An 18,772-nucleotide genomic window follows, 5' to 3' on the forward strand; every position below is an offset into this window, starting at 1 on the left:
TTAATCGGCTAATATCTGAAAAACTGTCTCTAGCTAACCTCATTTTCAGAACTGGTGTCTAGACTATCAGCTCTTAACGCTATATTTAGAGCTTTTGTACTGGATGCACCACAGGCTACCATAAAATATTGTTAACCTTTGAGGTTAACAATATTACAAGGGTCATCTACAATGGATATTGTCTTTAAGGAAAAAAAATTTGAGAACGAATGCAATAGCCAAAGACTACTGAAAAAACAGTATGGAGAGAAGATGGCTAAGAAAATCAGGCAAAGACTCGACGACTTAAAAGCAGTTATTGTCCTGGAGGAAATGCGATCGCTGCCGGGACGTTGCCACGAATTGTTACATAACCGTGCTGGACAACTATCTCTAGATTTAGTTCATCCTCTCAGACTAATTTTTGAGCCGGCTAATATACCGATTCCTCGAAAAGCAGACGGGGGAATTGATTAGAAGAAAGTAACCGCAGTCGTAATTATTGGCATAGATGACACCCATGACTAATACTATTGAGAACAGATATGCACCGGATTTTATTTCTCCACCGGGAGAAACCCTTGCCGAAATCCTAGAAGAAAGAAATATGTCTCAATCGGAACTCGCCCAACGCATGGGCAGACCAAAAAAGACTATCAATGAGATCATAAAAGGTAAAGCGGAGATTACTATCGATACCGCCTTACAGATAGAGTTAGTGTTAGGAACTCCCGCCAGTTTCTGGATAGAGCGCGAAAGACTTTATCGGGAATATTTAGCGAGAAAAAACGAGACTCAAAGATTAAAAGGTTATTTAGACTGGTTAAAACAAATTCCTTATCGCCAGATGACTAAACTAGGCTGGCTCAAGTTTGATGAGGATAAAATAGAGCAATTACGGGAGAGTTTGAATTTTTTTGCCGTTGTCTCCCCTGAGCAATGGGAGGAGATTTGGGGGAGAAATTTATCGATTGATTTTAGAAAGTCTCAAGCATTTGATAGCGATCGAGGGGCAATAACAGCATGGTTACGTCAAGGAGAAATAGAAGCATCGAAAATTAATTGTGCTGATTACAACGAGTTGAAATTCAGAGATGCCTTGCGACAAATTCGTTCGTTAACTATTAAGTCTATCGAGGTATTTCAACCGCAAATGATCGAGCTTTGTGCGGCAGCGGGGGTTGCCTTAGCCTTTGTCCCTGAACTTCCGAAAACAAGGGTACACGGTGCTACCCGTTGGTTAGATTCTCACAGAGCTTTAATTCAATTGAGCGATCGATACAAAACAAATGATCATTTTTGGTTTTCTTTTTTTCATGAAGCTGGTCATATTTTATTACATGGGAAACGAACTTTATTTTTAGAGGGGCAAGATAAAGATATTCGAGATAAAATTAAAGAAAAAGAGGCGGATGTTTTTGCGGCTAATTTCTTAATTGCTCCCAGAGATTGGCAGAGATTTATCGCCAATAATTCTCTGAATAGAAAAGCTATTAATCAATTTGCCGAACAACTAGGAATACACCCTGGTATTATTGTTGGTAGAATGCAACATGAGCAAATTATTTCTTATCAAAACTATAATGATCTTAAGGAGAAATATTGTCTAAATACGCAGAATTCCTTTTTGGTATTGACGAGCGACTCCCCAAAAGGAAAACTTCCTATCTCACCATTAAGATAACTGCTGTAAGCGGAGATTACTATGGATAAATTTGGCAATAAGTGACAAAATTGCGATAAAATCAAAAAAAGTCAGGGAGAGGATAGTTATGCTCGATCTTGCGAAATTAGCGGCAAAAATGCCAGGAATCAGTCAACATTTTCAACAGGAAGTGACAGCTAGTCGCGAGCGCGTGCAACGGGCTAAAATTCTTTTAGAACAGGCTCAACAGCAACAGGAAAAACTGCTAGAACTCTATCATAACTGGCACGATCGCCTAATTTTCTCCGTCGCGCTACCGATCGAACCTCTCGACACCCGGGTTACTATCCTTCCCGCTCCCGAAAGTCATAGCGTTTTTGCCACGGATGGTTCCCAAATTGCCCCTTCCCACCACGAAATCGCCTACTGTTATCTAATTAATATCGGTAGGATCATGTTGCACTATGGTCAAAATTTGCACCCGCTCCTCGATAGCATTCCCGAAGTCTATTACAAATCAGAAGACCTCTACATTTCTAAACAGTGGGGTATTCGCGTCGATGAGTGGATGAGTTATCGTCGGACGGTATTAGAAAGCCAAATGTTAGCGGAAATGGCTACTCGTTGGGTAAAACCCCCCGGGGCCCATTATGAACCAAATTTAGCCCTCGTGGATGGTTCTTTGATCTATTGGTTTATCGATAGTCTCCCCCCGGAAGCAAAAGATTTAATTTTGCCACCGATTTTTCAGTCTTGGGACGATTTGCGCTCGGCTAAAATCCCGCTTATAGGTTATATTAGTGCTTCTCGTAGCACGGAAAGCTTAAATTTCCTGCGTTTACAATCTTGTCCCCATGATACTCCCAATTGCTTGATCAATTGCGGTGATTTAGACCCAGAAAAAACCCCCTGTCGCGTTGTCGATCCTCTCCGGGATGCTTCTCTCTGGGGTTATTTATTGGAACCGGGACAAAGAAGTCCTTTTTGGCGCAGTTCTTTGAAAATCCTCGATCTTTATGGGGATGAGCATCGTATTTACTTCTGTTATCTCCATGTGGGGACGGAAATCGCTAGGGTAGAGGTTCCTGCTTGGGTGGTGGAGGAGCGAGAATTACTCGATCGCTCTTTAAGTATTTTACTGGCCCAGGTGTTAAAAGGTTATGGTTATCCGATCGCCTTAGCGGAAGCGCACAATTTAGCGGTGATTAAAGGTGGCGATCGCTTGCGTTTTTTTGCCCTTTTGGAACAACAGATGATTAAAGTCGGTTTACAGGATGTGGGAACATCTTATAAGGAAGCGAGAAAACGCAGTAGTATCGCTTAATTGAGGAGACAGGGAGTGGGGAGTGGTTATGCTAAATCCAGTTATTGCGTGAGTGCCTCTCTTGATATGTAGCCCATACTCAACGGATTTAGTATTACTTCCCACTTGATCACTCAATCCAAGTCTTTGGGGGGTTCTACCCCCCAAACCCCCCGTTGGGGGCGTGGCGCCGCCCCCAAACCCCCCGCGCATTAGTTTTTCGGTGGGATGCTTACACGCAGCTGCTAATACATCTGTCACAATTTAACAGTCACTCCACTTGCAGGAGTGCCTCTCCTGATATGTAGCTTATACTCAACGGATTTAGTATGATTGACGAATTTGCGTTATTTCAGCTTCTATTTTCAAGTCAGGGAGCAGGGGAGCGGGGAGATGGGAGACCACTTCGTGCGCGTTGCGGGGGGAGTGGTCACTGATAACTGATAACTGGTCACTGATAACTGATAACTGAAAAAGGTGGGTAATTCCCACCTTAAACTTGATTTTTGCCGAATTTTTCTAGCGACTGCTACGATCTTGGTCTAAGACGCTGACGGGGAAATTATTATAACTAACGTGATGTTTGCTAGTTTTTTGAATTTCTTCTTTAATTTGATCTAGATCAACATAGCGATCGGCTACATTAATTAAACTATCACTGGTCATTGATCGCAAACTAACCACTTCCACTCGCGCACCACGGTAACTGACGGAATCGGCAGCATAGGCTAAATCCCCATCACCACTGACAATTACTGCGGTATCATAGGAACCCACTAGCGCCATTAAATCTACGGCAATTTCCACGTCGAGATTGGCTTTTTTGGAACCATCGGGTAATTGTACCAGATCTTTAGCGATGACTCGATAGCCGTTGCGACGCATCCAGAGGAGGAATCCCTGCTGTTTTTCGTTAGTGCGATCAACTCCAGTATAAAAGAAGGCGCGCAAGAGACGAGAACCGGCAGTTAAACGACAAAGTAATTTGGTGTAGTCAATTTCGATACCTAATTGCAGAGCCGCATAAAATAAATTAGAACCATCGATGAAAATCGCCACACGACCGCGATTTTCTAGCACTTGTTCGGGGGTAAAGACTGGGGCTGTATCATAATCATCAAACATTTTATTTTTCCTCGTTTGTTTGTTAAAAGTTTAGTGTTGGGTGTTTGCCAGTTGTATCCGAAAGGACAACAGACCTTAAAAAATAGAGTTATCAAAAAATTCCTTTAGGAATCGTTTAACGGCAGTTCTAGTTTAGAAAAGATCGGTTCAGGTGTTCCTAGTTGTGGATTTGTGGGTAATCCCCATTGACAGTGTTGGAAAAAAGAGACACTATCAGGGAAGTTTTCCCCATCCTCCGACCTGAAAGTATTAAAATCAATAACAAAACCTAGTTGTTGATAAATTTTACTGCTCAAGGTCGGTATTATCGGTGAGAGTAGGTAGGCAGAGAGTCTTACTGATTCCAAAACTGCGTAGAGGACTTGTTCTACCGCTGCTTGTTGTTTCTGTTTAAATAAACTCCAGGGCGCACTCTCATCGATAAACTTGTTACTAGCGCGAATCAACGCTAATATTTCCTCACAGGCTTGATTAAATTGTAGCGCATTGTACTTCTGTTCAACAATGCCCCCTAGATTGATCCCCATATTCTTAAGACGATTATCGTTGGGGATATCTACGCCAGTCAACTGGGGGGGGATATTTTGGCAGTATTTTTTGACCATGCCTAGGGTGCGATTGAGGAGGTTGCCTAAATCGTTGGCTAAATCTGCGTTAAGAATATTAACAAATCTGGTTTCCTGAAAATCGCCATCCTGTCCTAATTCAATCTCTTTAACGAAATAGTAACGGACGGCATCGGCCCCATAGCGATCAACCAAATCGAAGGGATCGAGGGTATTACCGAGACTTTTGCCCATTTTCCGCCCGTCTTTGGTCAAAAAGCCGTGGCCGAAGACTCTTTTAGGCAAGGGTAAACCCGCCGACATTAGCATAGCCGGCCAATAAATGGCATGGAATCTTAATATATCTTTACCGATCAGATGCAGATCGATCGGCCACCATTTGGCCAAGGCATTTTCTAGGGTGGGTTCGTCTTCGGGGTCGAGAAGGGCGGTAACATAGCCAAGAAGGGCATCAAACCAAACGTAGATGGTATGCTGACCATCGTGGGGAATGGGAAACCCCCAAGCCACATTAACCCTAGAAATGGAGAAGTCCTGTAGTCCCTGGTTGACGAAGTTGAGAACCTCATTACGTCGGCTTTCCGGTTGAATAAAATCGGGTTGTTCTTGGTAAATTTGTTCTAGTTGTGCTTGGTATTTAGAGAGGCGGAAAAAATAGTTTTCCTCGTCGCGCCATTCGGCGGCCAGATTAGTATGAATGGGACAACAGCCATTATCTAACAGTTCTCTTTTTTCCTTAAATTCTTCACAGGCGACGCAATACCAACCCTGTTGGCGATCAAGATAGATATCGCCCTTTTCCCAGACTCTTTCAAAAAATTCGTTAACAATTGCCTGATGACGGGGGGCAGTGGTGCGACTAAAGCGATCATACTGGATCTGTAGCTTGGCCCAGAGATTGGCAAAACTGGTGGCTATGCGATCGCAATGTTCCTGGGGATTGAGTCCTTTGGCTGCCGCAGTCCGTTCGATTTTCTGTCCGTGTTCGTCGGTTCCTGTAATCAGGAGGACAGAATTGCCCTGTAACCGCTTCCATCGTGCCATAACATCCGCTACGATCGTCGTGTAAGCACTACCGATGTGGGGGATATCGTTGACATAATAAAGAGGTGTTGTTAAAGCAAATGTTTTTCGCTCATTCAAATCATTCATGAAATTTATTTTTTTAAATAGACGAGGCTGCCCCAAGGCTGATCCGTAGATGATTGGGAGACAATCCCTATGTTTTATGATCCTCTAATTCTGTTTTATCCTTTAGTTGTGATCTAAGTCAATAAAAACAATCTTAAGGCCGATTTTTTTTTTCCATGAAGCTGCTTACCCCCCTATCCACCTCTCGTTTAATTCTTGATACCACGCGCACGAGTCTGTTTACCGTCGGTCAAGAAAATCTACCCAGCCAAGGAGTGGCGATCGTGGTAAGTAACCATCGCAGCTTTTTGGACGCGCCGATCTTAATTCAAGCTTTGGGCAAAACTCTCCCGATCGCCTGTCATCACTACATGGGAAAAACGCCACTTTTGCGGGAATTAATCGGAGAATTGGGCTGTTTTCCCTTTGATACCCCCGAAAAACGCCACCGGACTTTTTTTCGGCAAGCAACGGATTTTTTACAGTCCGGACGATGGATCGGTTTATTTCCAGAAGGTGGATCGCCGATGTTAAATTTGACTGCTCCTCGTCAAATTAGCGCTTTTCAGAGCGGATTTGCCCATTTAGCCCTGCGTTGTCCCGTGGAGAATCTATCGGTCTTACCTGTGGCTATTCTCTCCGAGTCGGAAACTGTTATTAGTCCTTTTCCCGTGCGTTTGCTGCGCTGGTTAGATACCACGGAACCTTTATTCGATCAAGATGGTTGGCATCCCGTTGTATTTTATCATCGTGTCAAGGTGGCGATCGGTCGTCCCTATGGAATTACTGAAAGCGATCGCTCAGATTATCAAGGTAAACAAGGAAAAAAAGCCCTTAATCGTTTAATTGGTCATTGTCAGTCGGAAATTAGCGATTTATTGCTGAAAGGGTAGGTCAGGAGTCAGGAGACAGGAGAAAGGAGGCAGCTTTTTTCTTCCCACTTCCTAACTCATAATTCATAATTGATACTGGAGTGATTTGTTATAAGTAGGGAGACACAATTATTTGTAGGATGGGTTAGCAGTAGCCTAACATGATCGGGCGTTGGGTTTCATGCTTCAACCGTTCGGCAAAAGCTCACGGCCGAAGCCCAACCTTGAATGATATTATCAGTCTAACTCTCGGTCGGGTGCAGTGATTGGTTAGACAGATGGAGTTTAGATGAAGTTTATGGAGATTTCCACTCTCCTTCTGGGATCATGGCTGTAATCATGATGTTACGCAATGTTCCAGTAGGTAAATCTCTCCCTTGATGGTAAGGTACGATAACTTGAGTATCTTGATCCCTACCACGCCATTTTCTATGACTACCCTTCTGAGAGATCAGTTCAAAGTTATACTTGCGTAATATGCGCTCAACCTCGTCAGCATTCATTCTCCTGAGTCGAGTCATCCCACCATAACCTCACGGATTACTGCTCCTGGTAGAAGGTCGATAGCATCAGGTTGTAAATAAAGCTCGATCGCTTCGCGTATATTATTGAGAGCTTCCTCTTGTGTAATACCGGCAGATGTGCATCCGGGCAGTTCCGGACACCAAATTGCCCATTCGTTTGTATCGGGATCGGGTTCAAGTATCACTCGCCATTTCATAGGGACTAAATCCTTAGAGAACTACCCAAGATGATAACAGATGGACTCCACAAGCATAATCAATGCTCAAGCCCGGGATGACTCGATAGTGGTTCACGTTGAAAAAGCTCCCAATTCCATATCTTCGTTAGAAAGGCTTTGCTGCCATTTTAATTCACTTTCAATATCTTCTAGCAATTGATAATTCATAATTCATAATTCATAATTCATAATTCATAATTCATAATTGATACTCCTTTTTCTTATTGCGCTAATATTCTGACTAGCTCTGCTTTCTTCATCTTGCTTAAACCAACGATTCCTTTTTCTTTGGCTAGAGTCTTTAATTCGGAAACAGTCTTGAGTTTGAGAGTTTCTTCTGAAAATTCCTCAATCACTGCATCTTGTTGAGATTCAGGAGTGAGATAAAAGACAGTTTTGAGTAAATCTAATCCCTTCCCTTTTGTAATTCCACACTTGAGGGCAACAATTGAATCTAAACTCTTCCAGAATTGACGGGGAGCTTCATCAATCCTAGCAGTAGCAGTGGCTAATTTAATTGTTTTTAGTGGGCTATTCGGTTGTTCAATTAAGAACTGTAAAGCAGATTTAATTTCTTCTCTTGAAGCTGTTGACAGATTTAGTTTTGGGGTTTCTTCTCTTGCCAAAACTCTGGATATATTCCTAGCATCTTCTGTTCCATCGGCAATAATACACCAAATTCTTTCTAGTCCAGCCCTTTCAGCCACAGCATAAACAAATGAGTTGCCGATAACTTCATAGCGATCCTCTGATAATTCTTTCACGATTACAGGCAGCCAATTGCGTCCACCTGTCTGCTGTAATAGTTTAGCAGTAGCTTCAATTAAAAAACTATCAGCATCGGTCCCATTGGTAATTTCTATTTCATCTAAGTAGAGATACTTTAAAGTACCAATATCGGTATATTCCATCATTGTAAAAAATACTCCTTTGCTAAGTCTTTGTAGTAGTCATAAACGGAACGATGTTTATAAACGGCTGGCACGCGCTCAAAAGCAGCACTGGCTATAATAGCGTATTCTGGCAGGTGATGAATATGTAAATCTTTTTTGGCATTAGTATATCTGGGATAAAAATAGTGTACAAGGTTTTTGTCATTTTTTAGTATTTGATTAATTTCTTTTTGGGCAAGTTCTAACTGTGGTTGAGTAATCTTCTCACCGTTGAAAAAAATTGGTAAGGCTATGGGAGTCCCATCTTTTTTTAATTCTTGCATTTGCGGCAGAAACTCCTTGATGGCAGTGGCTGCATTATTAAGGGAGAATGAATTGTTATGTTTTGTGGGTAAGAGGACAACATCGGCAGCATAAACAGCCAGCCGGCTAGTAAATCGCCAATTGGGAGCTGCATCTATAAAGATGTAATCGTACTCATATCTAGCTAAGTCTAATTTTCTATGGAGAGTGGATATTTTCATGTGAGGATGATAGTCAGACTCCGTAAGCCCTGCTATTTTATTATCAGCAGGAACAACATCGAAGGTAATTTGTCGTTTTGAATTCTTAAAAATATAGGGAATGATCACTGATTTTATATCAATATTGCGGTCAGTTAAAGCCTTTTCTAGTAGTCCATCTTCTGGGTTTATAGTTAGGATAGATTTAGTTAAATCTCGTTGATTAAAATCAAAGTCTAAAACTAAAACTTTTTTACCTAAAAGGGCAAGGAAAGCTGCAAGATTTACGGTGGTGGTGGTTTTGCCTATACCGCCTTTATTATTGTAAACAGTAACCGTTAGTGCTTTGGGAGTGCTGTCAATTTTTGTCTTGATTAGAGCTATAGTGTCATCAATGTTATCAGGAGTTAGCTCTATGCAAGTAGTGGCAGGAAAAATGGTTTTACCATGTTTTCTAAATAACTGGATGTGTGAACTATTATTGATAATTCCCCATTGGGCTGCTTTACAGTTATTCCCTAATAACTGACGCTTTAACTGATTGACAGTTGCCTTATAACTTGGACTATTTTCAGTTAGGTTAATATCTCTACCCTTTAACTCTATCAGCAGAAAAGGATTACTCTTTGTCTGCAAAAAAATATCGTTTGCTAGGTTTCTCCGAGTGGCAAAGTCGGTAATCCCACCGCCTCCCGTGTCGTACTGTGGGATTATCTCCGTGGTTGAAAATCCTAAATATGATATCAGGTAACGTGCAAAGTTGGTGCTAACGATCGCTTCCGACGCATCTTGAGGCAAATGCTGAAGATAAGATTTGAGACTTTTTACTTTGGGGGTGTTATCTTTCATTTGAGTTCACAAACTATAGACTAAAGTTAATGAATCGCTGTTTTTTTTGAGTATAACACTCTATCTCCTCAACCCCTAACCCATTATGGAAAAATTAACTAATCTCGATCGCTTGGCTGAAGAAATTTTAGGTTTAATTCCAACAGAAACGGTTATCATTGCCGAATTTGACGGTGATAGTATTTATTATCGGGCGGGTGCGGGTAAAAACACCGGGGCAATTGTGGGCAAAAGGGGTGATATTGCCACGTCGGGATTGTGTACGGTGGTTTACCAGGGTAGTTGTCCGGTGGTGGTGGGACAAACTCTCGGAGATAATCGCATCCGTCAGGATATAGCGGTCGCTTTGGGGATAAAAACGGCTTTAGCTGTGCCAATTAGGGTTAATAATCGGTTATTTGGTGCAGTAATGCTATTAAACCGTCTCGATGGTCAGGAATTGACCGATCGAGATAGTTTATTAGTGGAGGAATATCTGAACTCGCTATTCAGAAATGAGGGATAGAAGCGGTTGGGTAATCCAGTTGAATGCTACGGCGATTTGATGGTTAAGGGTGGGCAGACGGTAGAGATAGACTAAGCGACGGGTAAGATGGGCAAGGGGACCGGCTAATTCTAGTCCTAAACCGCTAATAGTAGCTTCATCGACTCCGAGGGTCAACATTTCGCCTAAAGGTTGATAACGGAAGGGTAAAGCCGGTTTATCGTGGAAACTCGCCCAAATATTCCAAGCGCAGTAGTCGGACTGTTGAAGGGCCACTTGGGCCGTGGCAGCGTATGGTTTATCCTCTTGATCGCGACCATCGGCCGCATCGCCGATCGCGTAGATGCTGGGGTTTTCGACAGTTTGTAAATATTGATTAACTTTTAGTAATTTGCGCTCATTATGTGCTAGGGGCAAATTAGCGATCAGTGGAGAGGCGATCGGGCTAACGGTCCAGAGAATTAGATCAACGGGGATATTGTCGATCTGTCCTTTGTAGTCAAGGGAGAGGCGATCCGCTTGGATGTCGGCGACGGTGGTTTCGAGGTCTAACCAAACTAGACGTTTTTCTAGGGCTTTTTTGGCGGTGTCGCGGTTAAATTGGGTTGAAGGTCCAAGTATATCGCTATTTCTTTCGATCAGACGAATTCTTCCCCTTTCTCCGAGGCGATCAGCCAGCTTACAGGCTAATTCTACGCCGCTATAACCGCCCCCGATAATGGCGACCCGAATTTTATCGCGATCGGATTGTTCTAGGGTTTTGAGTCGATCCCGAAGACGATAGGCATCCTCTAGACTACGAAAGGGGATAGCGTGGGTTCTGGCCCCGGGTAGGAATTCAAGGGAAGATTGACCACCGAGGGCGATCACGAGGCGGTCATAGCATATATCGTTTTTATTGTCAAGGGTTATTTTATGATTATTAACATCGATCGCCGTGACGGTTCCCTGTTGGAAGTCAACGGGGGTATTAGCGAGCAATTCGCTGAAAGGGGGAGCAATTTCCCAGGATTGCAGTTCTGAGGTGACTAATTCGTAGAGAAGGGGAGAAAATAAAAAGTGATCGCTTTTATCAATTAAGGTAATTTGGGGAGGGTGTTGATCGCTCCAAGGCAATTGACTCAAACGTAAAGCAGTATAGAGTCCACCAAAACCACCACCGAGAATACAAATTTTTGGGCTTGAGTCAGTCATAAGTAGTCGTGCAAAATAAATTTCCTAGTGAAGATAGGCAAGAGGCAATAGGCAAGAGGCAAAAGCTTTATCGAAATGTGTAATTAATTTTGCTTAGGTACTTATCGATCGCTGAGGGTTTTGTTTCTTATTTTGACACTCCCTGCCGTAAAATGGACGGGGAAACTTAAACCCAAATTTTCGGTAAACCAGGAAAGAAAAATAGTTTTTATTTATCTACCCAGCCAAATCGTCAGCAAAGCCAAAATTGTAGCCAGAAAAAGGATATGATTCATCCAATCATCGAAAGACCAATTTTTAAACATAATTTATTTCCTTAAAATCGAGGCTTACTGCTCAACAGCTTACCTTAATTTCTAATAGAAGTGCTATCGGGTGCAGCCGGTTGACCCGGGCAATATATTAAGATTAGTTAAGGGCAGTAAAGGAATCGTTAAATCAATCATAAATTGTCATAGTCCATTTCCTCCAGAGCCTAGCATAGAGGGGAAGCCTCCTTTATACCCAGGTAATTGCATGAATGGACTACAACAACAGATTATCAGTCTTGATCGGAAAGTCGATCATCTACAGGATATTGTCGAGAGCCTCAGCCGGCAAATTGCTATCCTAGCTGGGGATAAATCGAGTCGTTCTCCGCGTGAATCTTTGGAAATGGTCGGTTTTTCCGAGTTATCCGATAATAGCCTCTACGATCATAAAGATATTCTCCGAGATCACGGTGGCAAACAATCCCCGGCTGTCAATGGAGAAAATTCTTTTTCCGATGAAATCCAAATTCGCCGATTAACGGCACAATTGACGGCGGCCTACAATCGCATTGCAGCTCTCGAAGAACAATTACTCAGCTATCGCATCCATTCCTAGTTAATTTCTGCCCAGAGGATTGGGTAAACCGGGTGAGGTGGGATTAGTCGGCAAATTGGGCAAAGGATTGCTATTTTCCAGGGTGGGATTGTTAGCCTCCCCCGATAGAGTCGCTAAAGCCACGCGATCGCCGCCCACCTGTCGCAGCAGGTCTAAAACCCCTACCACTTCGTTATAACTGGCATTTCTGGAGGCATTCAGTACCATCAGTCCATTGGGACTATATTGATGATAATTCTTGATTGCCTCGAATAACTGGGGGCGAGTCACCATCTGTTTTTCGACGTAGAGTTGCCCGAAATCATCGAGACTAACCACCAACATTTCCCGCATCGGGGTGGTGGCGGTACTAGCTTTCGGTAAATCAAGACTGATAGCTTGTTGGCGAGATAATCCCACTGCACCGAGAATAAAGAAGGTGAGAATACAGAAAATTACATCGATCAAGGGAATGATGTTAACCTGCACATCCTCTTGAATGCGGTGTTGATCATGCCATAATTTCAGGGGACGAGCCGTAATATGGCTACTTTTGGGCTTTTTGTGGTTAAGAGATTTAGTTTCGGCCATGGGTTATAGGGGGGAGACTTAGCGATCGAGGGGTTTTTCTAGGTTAGCACTGAGGGAGTATTGTTGGTCTTCTCTATCTAACCAACGTTGACGGTAGATAATTTCTAAATCACTGCCGGCCTTGCGAAAAATTCTAGCTTGATTGAACCAGAGTCCCTGAAAAATACGATAGAAAGCGAGGCTAAAGATAGCGACAATTAAGCCGGTAGCGGTGGAAATTAAAGCTTCACTAATACCTAAAGTTACTCCGGCTGTGGAGGAAGTTCCCAGGTCACTCAGTTGAATATTGGCCAAAGAGGTAATTAAACCGAGTACCGTCCCTAATAATCCTAGCAGGGGAGAAAGGGCGATGACTGCCTCAAGGATTTTATCGCCCCGTTTCATTAGGGATAATTGTTCATCGGCAGCCGATTCGAGGGCAAAGTGAAAAACCTCTGGATCTGGATTTTCTAAGCGCAGGGGTGCGTAGAGATAGCTACCGATGGGGTGATTGCGGGAATCCCTAGCGACTTTTGCCGCTAAGTCCCAGTTACGGGTGGCCGATTCCATAATCCGATTTAAAATCTGGCCTTCACTGAGGAGGGTGCGACTCCAAAACCAAATTCGTTCGATAATAGTGCTAAGAGCTAAAATAGACAGAAAAAGCAGCGGCCACATGGCCACTCCGCCTTTTTGGATTAAATCAGTTATATTCACGAGTTGTTTTGTTCCTCCAATACCGGGCGATCGGGTAATGATTATAGTTTAAGGATTATAGTTTAAGATCTAGCTTAATCGATTGACATTTATAGTTCTCACGCTGACTTACAATACAGGATGATATGGGGCTTTTCAAGGGGCCAGAAGATATCAGAAAAGGGATTGCCCTGACTCTATTTGAACCTAATTCGGGCCAGAGAAGTCTAAACCACGGTTATCTAACCGTCCCTACTTTTTGCCGCAAACCCTATATAAAAAAAGGAGTGAAAATAATCACTCCTACTGATAATCAAAAGAAAAACTGGCTTAAATCTAGAGAGCGTTTGCCCCCGCTACTACTTCTAACAATTCTTGGGTAATAGCGGCTTGACGCGCTTTGTTGTAGGTACGGCTTAAAGTCCCAATTAACTCGCTGGCGTTCTCGCTGGCGTTACTCATCGCCGTCATCCGGGCTGCTAATTCACTAGCTGCCGATTCCTGGAGGGCGCGCAGTAATTGGTTATTTAAGTACAAAGGTAGGAGAGAATCGAGGATTTGGACCGGATTCTGCTCAAAAATCATGTCTTGGGGAAAAACCTGCGCTGGTTGGCTGGCCATTTTTTCCCGTTGTACCTTAAATTTTCCCTCTTTAGTCACCAAACGGAAAATCTCGTCATCCTGTACCGCTAAACCTTGGGTAGTTAAAGGTAACAGGGTTTGAATCACCGGAGTGGCACTGATCAAGGAGATAAAACGAGTATAAACCAACTCGACGCGATCAACTGTTTCCGATAAAAATAAGGAAAGCAATTCATCCCCAATAGTGCCAGCTTCATCAGCAGTGGGAATCTGTTCGAGGTTAATAAATTTAGCGGCAATGGGAGCATTGCGGCGCTCGAAATACTGTGCCGCTTTCCGGCCGGCAATAACTAATTGATAGTTAATCCCTTGCTCTTTTAATTCATTCATCCGTTGTTCGGCACGACGGATGACGTTAGTATTATAACCGCCACAAAGGCCTCGATCTCCTGTGACTACCAACAGAGCCACGGTTTTTACTTCCCGTTGGGCCAGCAGGGGTAAATTAACATCACTAAAGGCTAAACGACCTTGAAGATTATAAAGTACCTGAGCGAGGGCATCGGCAAAAGGACGGGTACAGAGAACTTGTTCTTGGGCGCGGCGCACTTTTGCTGCCGCCACCAGACGCATGGCCTCAGTAATTTTTTTGGTATTTTTGACCGATTGAATTTGGTCGCGAATCGCTTTGAGATTAGGCATAATTCAGTTATCAGTTATCAGTTATCAGTTATCAGTTATCAGTCATCAGTTATCAGTTATCAGTCATCAGTCATCAGTTATCAGATTGGAGTTTTAAGTGAGCAGTATGTGTTAAGTGAGCAGTATTAAATAGCAGTTTCTTGCCATCTTTTCACTGTTTACCGCTCACTGTTTACCGCTCACTGTTTACTGATCACTGTTTACTGATCACTGTTTACTGGTCACTGATAACTGAAAAGGCTGACAGCTTAAAGCTCACAGAAGTTTACTTGAAAGCCTGTTTGTACTCGTTGATGCCATCTTTGAGCAGGCCTTCTGCTTCGTCGTTGAGTTGTTTTTCAGTGCTGACGATCTCAACGTAGCGAGGTTTGCTGGTTTTCAGGTATTCGCGTAAACCGGCGCAGAAATCGATAACTTTATCGGTGGCGATATCGTCGAGATAACCGTTTAAACCGGCATAAACCACCGCCACCTGTTCCCAAACGGAGAGGGGGAAGTTTTGGGGCTGTTTGAGGATTTGACGCAGACGTTGACCGCGAGCGAGTTGTGCTTGGGTGGCCGCATCAAGGTCAGAAGCGAATTGAGCAAAAGCTTCTAATTCGTCAAACTGGGCTAATTCGAGTTTTAATTTACCAGCAACTTTCTTCATTGCTTTCGTTTGGGCCGCCGAACCCACGCGGGATACGGAAATACCAGCGTTAATCGCGGGACGGAAACCAGCGTTAAAGAGGTCGGTGGAGAGGAATATCTGACCGTCAGTAATCGAAATTACGTTGGTGGGAATGTAGGCAGAAACGTCACCGGCTTGGGTTTCGATAATCGGCAGGGCGGTCATGCTGCCACCACCGAGGGCATCGCTGAGTTTAGCGGCACGTTCTAGTAAACGGGAGTGGAGATAGAAAACGTCGCCGGGGTAAGCTTCCCGACCGGGAGGACGACGCATGAGCAGGGATAGCTGACGATAAGCTTGAGCCTGTTTGGTGAGGTCATCATAGATAACTAGGGTCGCTTTGCCTTTATACATGAAGTATTCGGCGATCGAAGCTCCGGTATAGGGGGCGATATACTGGAGGGTGGCGGGGTCGTTAGCGTTAGCGGCCACCACCACGGTGTAATCCATGGCGCCTCTTTGGGTGAGGGTGTCGATTACTTGGGCGACGGTGGAGGCTTTTTGACCGATGGCGACATAGACACAGATCACGTCTTCGCTTTTCTGGTTAATGATTGTGTCAATGGCGATCGCTGTTTTACCAGTTTTTCTGTCACCGATAATTAACTCCCGTTGACCACGACCGACGGGAATCATGGCATCGATAGCGGTGATGCCGGTTTGCATCGGTTCACAGACGGATTTGCGAGCGACAATACCGGGGGCGGGGGATTCCACCAGACGGGTTTCGCTGGCGAGGATGTCTCCTTTCCCGTCGATGGGACGACCGAGAGCATCAACCACGCGGCCGACTAAGGCGTCACCCACGGGAACCTGAGCGATTTTACCGGTAGCTTTCACCGTACCGCCTTCTTTAATCCCGAAACCGTCACCCATTAACACCGCGCCGACGTTATCTTCTTCGAGGTTAAGGGCGATGCCGACGGTTCCATCTTCAAATTCTAATAGTTCTCCCGACATGGCCTGTTGTAGGCCGTAGATGCGGGCAGTACCGTCACCCACTTGCAGGACGGTTCCCACGTTGGAGACCTGTACTTCTTGGTTATAGGATTCGATCTGTTGACGAATAATCGTGCTAATTTCGTCGGGTCTGATAGCTACCATAGTTTAATCTGGGAAAAAGTAAAAAATTAAGAAGGTGAAAAAACGGCAAAAAAGGGAGATTAGATGACCTTAGCGCAGGGAGAGGCTGAGGCGTTGTAGTTGACCGCGAATGCTGGCATCAAAGACCTGAGAACCGACTTTGATCACCACACCACCGATTAGGCTGCCATCAACTTTGGTTTTCAGTTCGACCACGTTCGCCCCGGTCAGGGTTTTCACTTTGTCGATGACGATTTGTTTTTGGCTATCGTTCAATTCGGTGGCCGAGGAAACTTCCGCTAAAACGGTGTTAGTCAGCACTCTAGCCAGGGTGAGATATTGTTGACAAACGGGTTCTAAAAATTGAATCCGACGTTTATCGACTAATAACATCATGAAGTTAGTTAAATAGGGATTGGCATTGGTCCCCATTACTTGGGAAAGAACGGCTTTTTTAGCTTCTTCTTTGATGACGGGATTGCCGATAAAAGCTCTTAGATCGGGAGCATTTTCCAACAATTCTAAGAGGGATTTAATTTCGCCGCCGATCGCTTCTAATTGTCCGCTGCTTTGGGCGACGGAAAGTAATGCTTGGGCGTAGGGTTCGGCTATTTCTGAACTGATTAAACTTCCCTGCATCTATTTACCTCCTAGGTTGGCCAAACTGCGATCAATTAGGGTTTGTTGTACCGATTCTTCCAGGCCGGCGCTTAACTGGGATTCCACGTTAGCTAAGGCTAAAGCGGTAATTCTTTGGCGTAATTCTACTAAAACGCGATCCTGTTCTGCCGAGAGATCTTTAGCGGCACTTTCGCGCATTCTTTGAATATCGAGTTCGGCTTGGGCGGCGATGTCGGCGGTGACAGTTTTAGCTCTAGATCGAGCGTTATTGATAATTTTTTCCGCTTCTTGTTTTGCTAGGGCGAGTTTTTTCTGTTCTTCGGCGAGGGCGGTAGCGGCAATATTTTTCCGGTCTTCAGCTTCGGCTAAAGCTTCAGCAATCTTCGACTGACGTTCTCCGAGGATTTGTCCGAGAACTTTGCGGCCGTAGAAGATGACTAAACCGAGCAGAATTGAGAGGTTAAATAGGTTAGTTCCTAGGATATCGGTATTGATGCCGAATCCTTCTGCTGCCGCTTCCTTCGCCTCCGTGGCTAATAATAAAACTGTGTCGATGATCATGATTATTGAGGGCGGGGAGTAGGTTATTCAGTTATCAGTTATTAGTTATCAGTCTTCTAACTTCTGACGACTGAGTTCTATCTTTTTACTGATCACTGTTATTAACCAAGGGCTGGGGTTTAGCGAACGAGTTCGGGGCCGAGGAGTTTTTCGAGAATTTGACGGGAAAGAGAGGCCACTTGTCCTTCTAGAGAACGAAAGGCTTCTTCTTTCTGTTGGGCAATTTCGGCGGCGACGGCTTCTTTACGAGCGATCGCTTCTTTTTGGGCTGCGGCAACTCGTTCGCTGGCTAGTTTTTGAGCCTCGGCTTGCGCTTGGGCGATAATCTCTTGGGATTGTTTACGAGCCGAAGTTAATTGCAATTCGTACTCTTGTACCAGTGCTTCGGTTTTGGCTAGTTGTTCTTTGGCTCCGCCTTCCGTTTGCCGAATATACTCCGCCCGTTCATCTAAAACTTTACTGAGGGGTTTATAAAAAACGGCGTTCAGGATCACTGCCAAAAGAATAAACTGTAGTGCCATCACTGGCAGGGTGGCATCGAAATCAAACATTGATTTATTCCTGATAAATAGAAGCTATAGACAGGTTCAAAAAAGGAAGATGATCCCCCTGCTTTAAGAATAAACAGTCAGGGGGAATCACTAAAATTCCCTTAATTAGCTATCAGCCTTCCGTCCCAAAAACCAGATTTTTTAGTGGGCTGCTTTGGCGTTTTTTGAGAGTTTTTAAAACTCTGCTGCCAAGCTGGGGACTGGGGGCTGATAGCCCACTGCTTTTTTAATTAGGCGAAGGGGTTAGCGAACAGTAAAACGAGAGCGATAACCAAACCGTAGATGGTTAAGGATTCCATGAATGCCAAGCTGAGGAGAAGGGTACCACGAATTCTTCCTTCAGCTTCGGGTTGACGGGCGATACCGGAAACAGCTTCTCCAGAAGCGGTACCTTGACCAACACCGGGGCCGATAGCGGCTAAACCAACGGCGAGGGCGGCGGCGATAACGGAAGCGGCAGCTACTGTGGGGTTCATGGTGATTTTTTCCTCTATTTACTAATCAATTTCAATCTGTTGTTTACAGAGCGCGTTCTCAGCCGTAAAAAATGGCTGGTTTTCTGCTCAAAACTCCCGAAAGAGTTTTTGGGAAAGAACGATCCTGG

The 18,772-nt window shown here is 44.2% G+C and carries 21 protein-coding genes; 6 read left to right on the forward strand and 15 right to left on the reverse strand.

The features are described from left to right. Positions 1-171: 171 nt before the first annotated feature. The 3 genes from ACQY1Y_RS09000 to ACQY1Y_RS09010 all read left to right on the forward strand — a co-directional run bounded on the left by ACQY1Y_RS09000 (position 172) and on the right by ACQY1Y_RS09010 (position 2,948). Entirely contained in the window at positions 172-456 is a 285-nt protein-coding gene (locus tag ACQY1Y_RS09000) for a type II toxin-antitoxin system RelE/ParE family toxin (protein WP_430014432.1), read from the forward strand. 43 nt (positions 457-499) lie between these two features. Then, complete coding sequence (locus ACQY1Y_RS09005; RefSeq protein WP_430014433.1) at positions 500-1,663, forward strand: HigA family addiction module antitoxin; 1,164 nt, start codon at positions 500-502, stop codon at positions 1,661-1,663. Positions 1,664-1,751: 88 nt separating this feature from the next. After that, complete coding sequence (locus tag ACQY1Y_RS09010) at positions 1,752-2,948, forward strand: DNA double-strand break repair nuclease NurA (RefSeq protein WP_287701361.1); 1,197 nt, start codon at positions 1,752-1,754, stop codon at positions 2,946-2,948. Between the two features lie 498 nt (positions 2,949-3,446). On the opposite strand, the gene ACQY1Y_RS09015 is transcribed toward ACQY1Y_RS09010, so the two are convergent. Together ACQY1Y_RS09015 and metG are read right to left on the reverse strand one after the other, a co-directional pair. Next, positions 3,447-4,052, reverse strand: coding sequence for an NYN domain-containing protein (locus ACQY1Y_RS09015; protein WP_002743578.1), 606 nt, complete (start codon positions 4,050-4,052; stop codon positions 3,447-3,449). Between the two features lie 104 nt (positions 4,053-4,156). Then, positions 4,157-5,770, reverse strand: a complete 1,614-nt coding sequence (metG, locus tag ACQY1Y_RS09020) for a methionine--tRNA ligase (RefSeq protein WP_430014434.1) — start codon at positions 5,768-5,770, stop codon at positions 4,157-4,159. Positions 5,771-5,925: 155 nt separating this feature from the next. Here metG and ACQY1Y_RS09025 point away from each other — a divergent pair, with 155 nt between their 5' ends. Next, complete coding sequence (locus ACQY1Y_RS09025) at positions 5,926-6,642, forward strand: lysophospholipid acyltransferase family protein (protein ID WP_110544873.1); 717 nt, start codon at positions 5,926-5,928, stop codon at positions 6,640-6,642. Between the two features lie 275 nt (positions 6,643-6,917). Here ACQY1Y_RS09025 and ACQY1Y_RS09030 read toward each other — a convergent pair whose 3' ends face one another. The 4 genes from ACQY1Y_RS09030 to ACQY1Y_RS09045 form a co-directional block, all read right to left on the reverse strand. After that, positions 6,918-7,124 carry a type II toxin-antitoxin system HicA family toxin gene (locus ACQY1Y_RS09030; RefSeq protein WP_012266944.1) on the reverse strand — a complete coding sequence of 69 codons (207 nt, stop codon included), beginning with the start codon at positions 7,122-7,124 and terminating at the stop codon, positions 6,918-6,920. Positions 7,125-7,138: 14 nt separating this feature from the next. Further along, on the reverse strand, positions 7,139-7,342 hold the full coding sequence (locus tag ACQY1Y_RS09035) for a type II toxin-antitoxin system HicB family antitoxin (RefSeq protein ID WP_002776494.1): 204 nt from the start codon (positions 7,340-7,342) through the stop codon (positions 7,139-7,141). 242 nt (positions 7,343-7,584) lie between these two features. Further along, positions 7,585-8,277 (reverse strand): Rho termination factor N-terminal domain-containing protein, encoded by a 693-nt coding sequence (locus ACQY1Y_RS09040; protein WP_430014435.1) that lies wholly within the window; start codon positions 8,275-8,277, stop codon positions 7,585-7,587. Further along, positions 8,274-9,608: an AAA family ATPase gene (locus ACQY1Y_RS09045; RefSeq protein WP_430014436.1), complete on the reverse strand. Its 1,335-nt coding sequence runs from the start codon at positions 9,606-9,608 to the stop codon at positions 8,274-8,276. The genes ACQY1Y_RS09040 and ACQY1Y_RS09045 overlap by 4 nt, the downstream gene beginning before the upstream one ends. Before the next feature lie 85 nt (positions 9,609-9,693). Between ACQY1Y_RS09045 and ACQY1Y_RS09050 the strand changes: the two genes are divergently transcribed. Next, entirely contained in the window at positions 9,694-10,113 is a 420-nt protein-coding gene (locus ACQY1Y_RS09050; protein ID WP_002740043.1) for a GAF domain-containing protein, read from the forward strand. Here the strand turns inward: ACQY1Y_RS09050 and ACQY1Y_RS09055 are convergent. Then, entirely contained in the window at positions 10,093-11,286 is a 1,194-nt protein-coding gene (locus ACQY1Y_RS09055; protein ID WP_430014437.1) for an NAD(P)/FAD-dependent oxidoreductase, read from the reverse strand. The genes ACQY1Y_RS09050 and ACQY1Y_RS09055 overlap by 21 nt on opposite strands. A gap of 516 nt (positions 11,287-11,802) precedes the next feature. On the opposite strand from ACQY1Y_RS09055, the gene ACQY1Y_RS09060 reads away from it, so the two are divergent. After that, entirely contained in the window at positions 11,803-12,153 is a 351-nt protein-coding gene (locus tag ACQY1Y_RS09060; RefSeq protein WP_002793181.1) for a hypothetical protein, read from the forward strand. On the opposite strand, the gene ACQY1Y_RS09065 is transcribed toward ACQY1Y_RS09060, so the two are convergent. The 8 genes from ACQY1Y_RS09065 to atpE all read right to left on the reverse strand — a co-directional run bounded on the left by ACQY1Y_RS09065 (position 12,154) and on the right by atpE (position 18,644). Then, complete coding sequence (locus ACQY1Y_RS09065; protein ID WP_002800076.1) at positions 12,154-12,723, reverse strand: ExbD/TolR family protein; 570 nt, start codon at positions 12,721-12,723, stop codon at positions 12,154-12,156. 18 nt (positions 12,724-12,741) lie between these two features. Then, a complete protein-coding gene (locus tag ACQY1Y_RS09070) occupies positions 12,742-13,380 on the reverse strand; it encodes a MotA/TolQ/ExbB proton channel family protein (protein ID WP_430014658.1) in 639 nt (212 codons plus the stop codon). 354 nt (positions 13,381-13,734) lie between these two features. Continuing rightward, the gene (locus tag ACQY1Y_RS09075) at positions 13,735-14,682 is read right to left on the reverse strand and encodes a F0F1 ATP synthase subunit gamma (protein WP_002739849.1); all 948 of its coding nucleotides are present in this window, start codon (positions 14,680-14,682) and stop codon (positions 13,735-13,737) included. A gap of 265 nt (positions 14,683-14,947) precedes the next feature. Continuing rightward, positions 14,948-16,456, reverse strand: a complete 1,509-nt coding sequence (gene atpA, locus ACQY1Y_RS09080) for a F0F1 ATP synthase subunit alpha (RefSeq protein ID WP_110578666.1) — start codon at positions 16,454-16,456, stop codon at positions 14,948-14,950. 69 nt (positions 16,457-16,525) lie between these two features. After that, complete coding sequence (gene atpH, locus ACQY1Y_RS09085; protein ID WP_002739761.1) at positions 16,526-17,074, reverse strand: ATP synthase F1 subunit delta; 549 nt, start codon at positions 17,072-17,074, stop codon at positions 16,526-16,528. Next, on the reverse strand, positions 17,075-17,617 hold the full coding sequence (locus ACQY1Y_RS09090) for a F0F1 ATP synthase subunit B (RefSeq protein ID WP_002740013.1): 543 nt from the start codon (positions 17,615-17,617) through the stop codon (positions 17,075-17,077). It abuts the gene before it with no gap. A gap of 119 nt (positions 17,618-17,736) precedes the next feature. After that, positions 17,737-18,168: a F0F1 ATP synthase subunit B' gene (locus ACQY1Y_RS09095; RefSeq protein WP_002740070.1), complete on the reverse strand. Its 432-nt coding sequence runs from the start codon at positions 18,166-18,168 to the stop codon at positions 17,737-17,739. 230 nt (positions 18,169-18,398) lie between these two features. Next, complete coding sequence (gene atpE / locus ACQY1Y_RS09100) at positions 18,399-18,644, reverse strand: ATP synthase F0 subunit C (RefSeq protein WP_002740068.1); 246 nt, start codon at positions 18,642-18,644, stop codon at positions 18,399-18,401. Positions 18,645-18,772 lie beyond the last annotated feature (128 nt).

Origin of the sequence: Microcystis ichthyoblabe FBCC-A1114 (genome assembly GCF_050500245.1) — a bacterium.
Lineage (GTDB): Bacteria > Cyanobacteriota > Cyanobacteriia > Cyanobacteriales > Microcystaceae > Microcystis > Microcystis ichthyoblabe_A.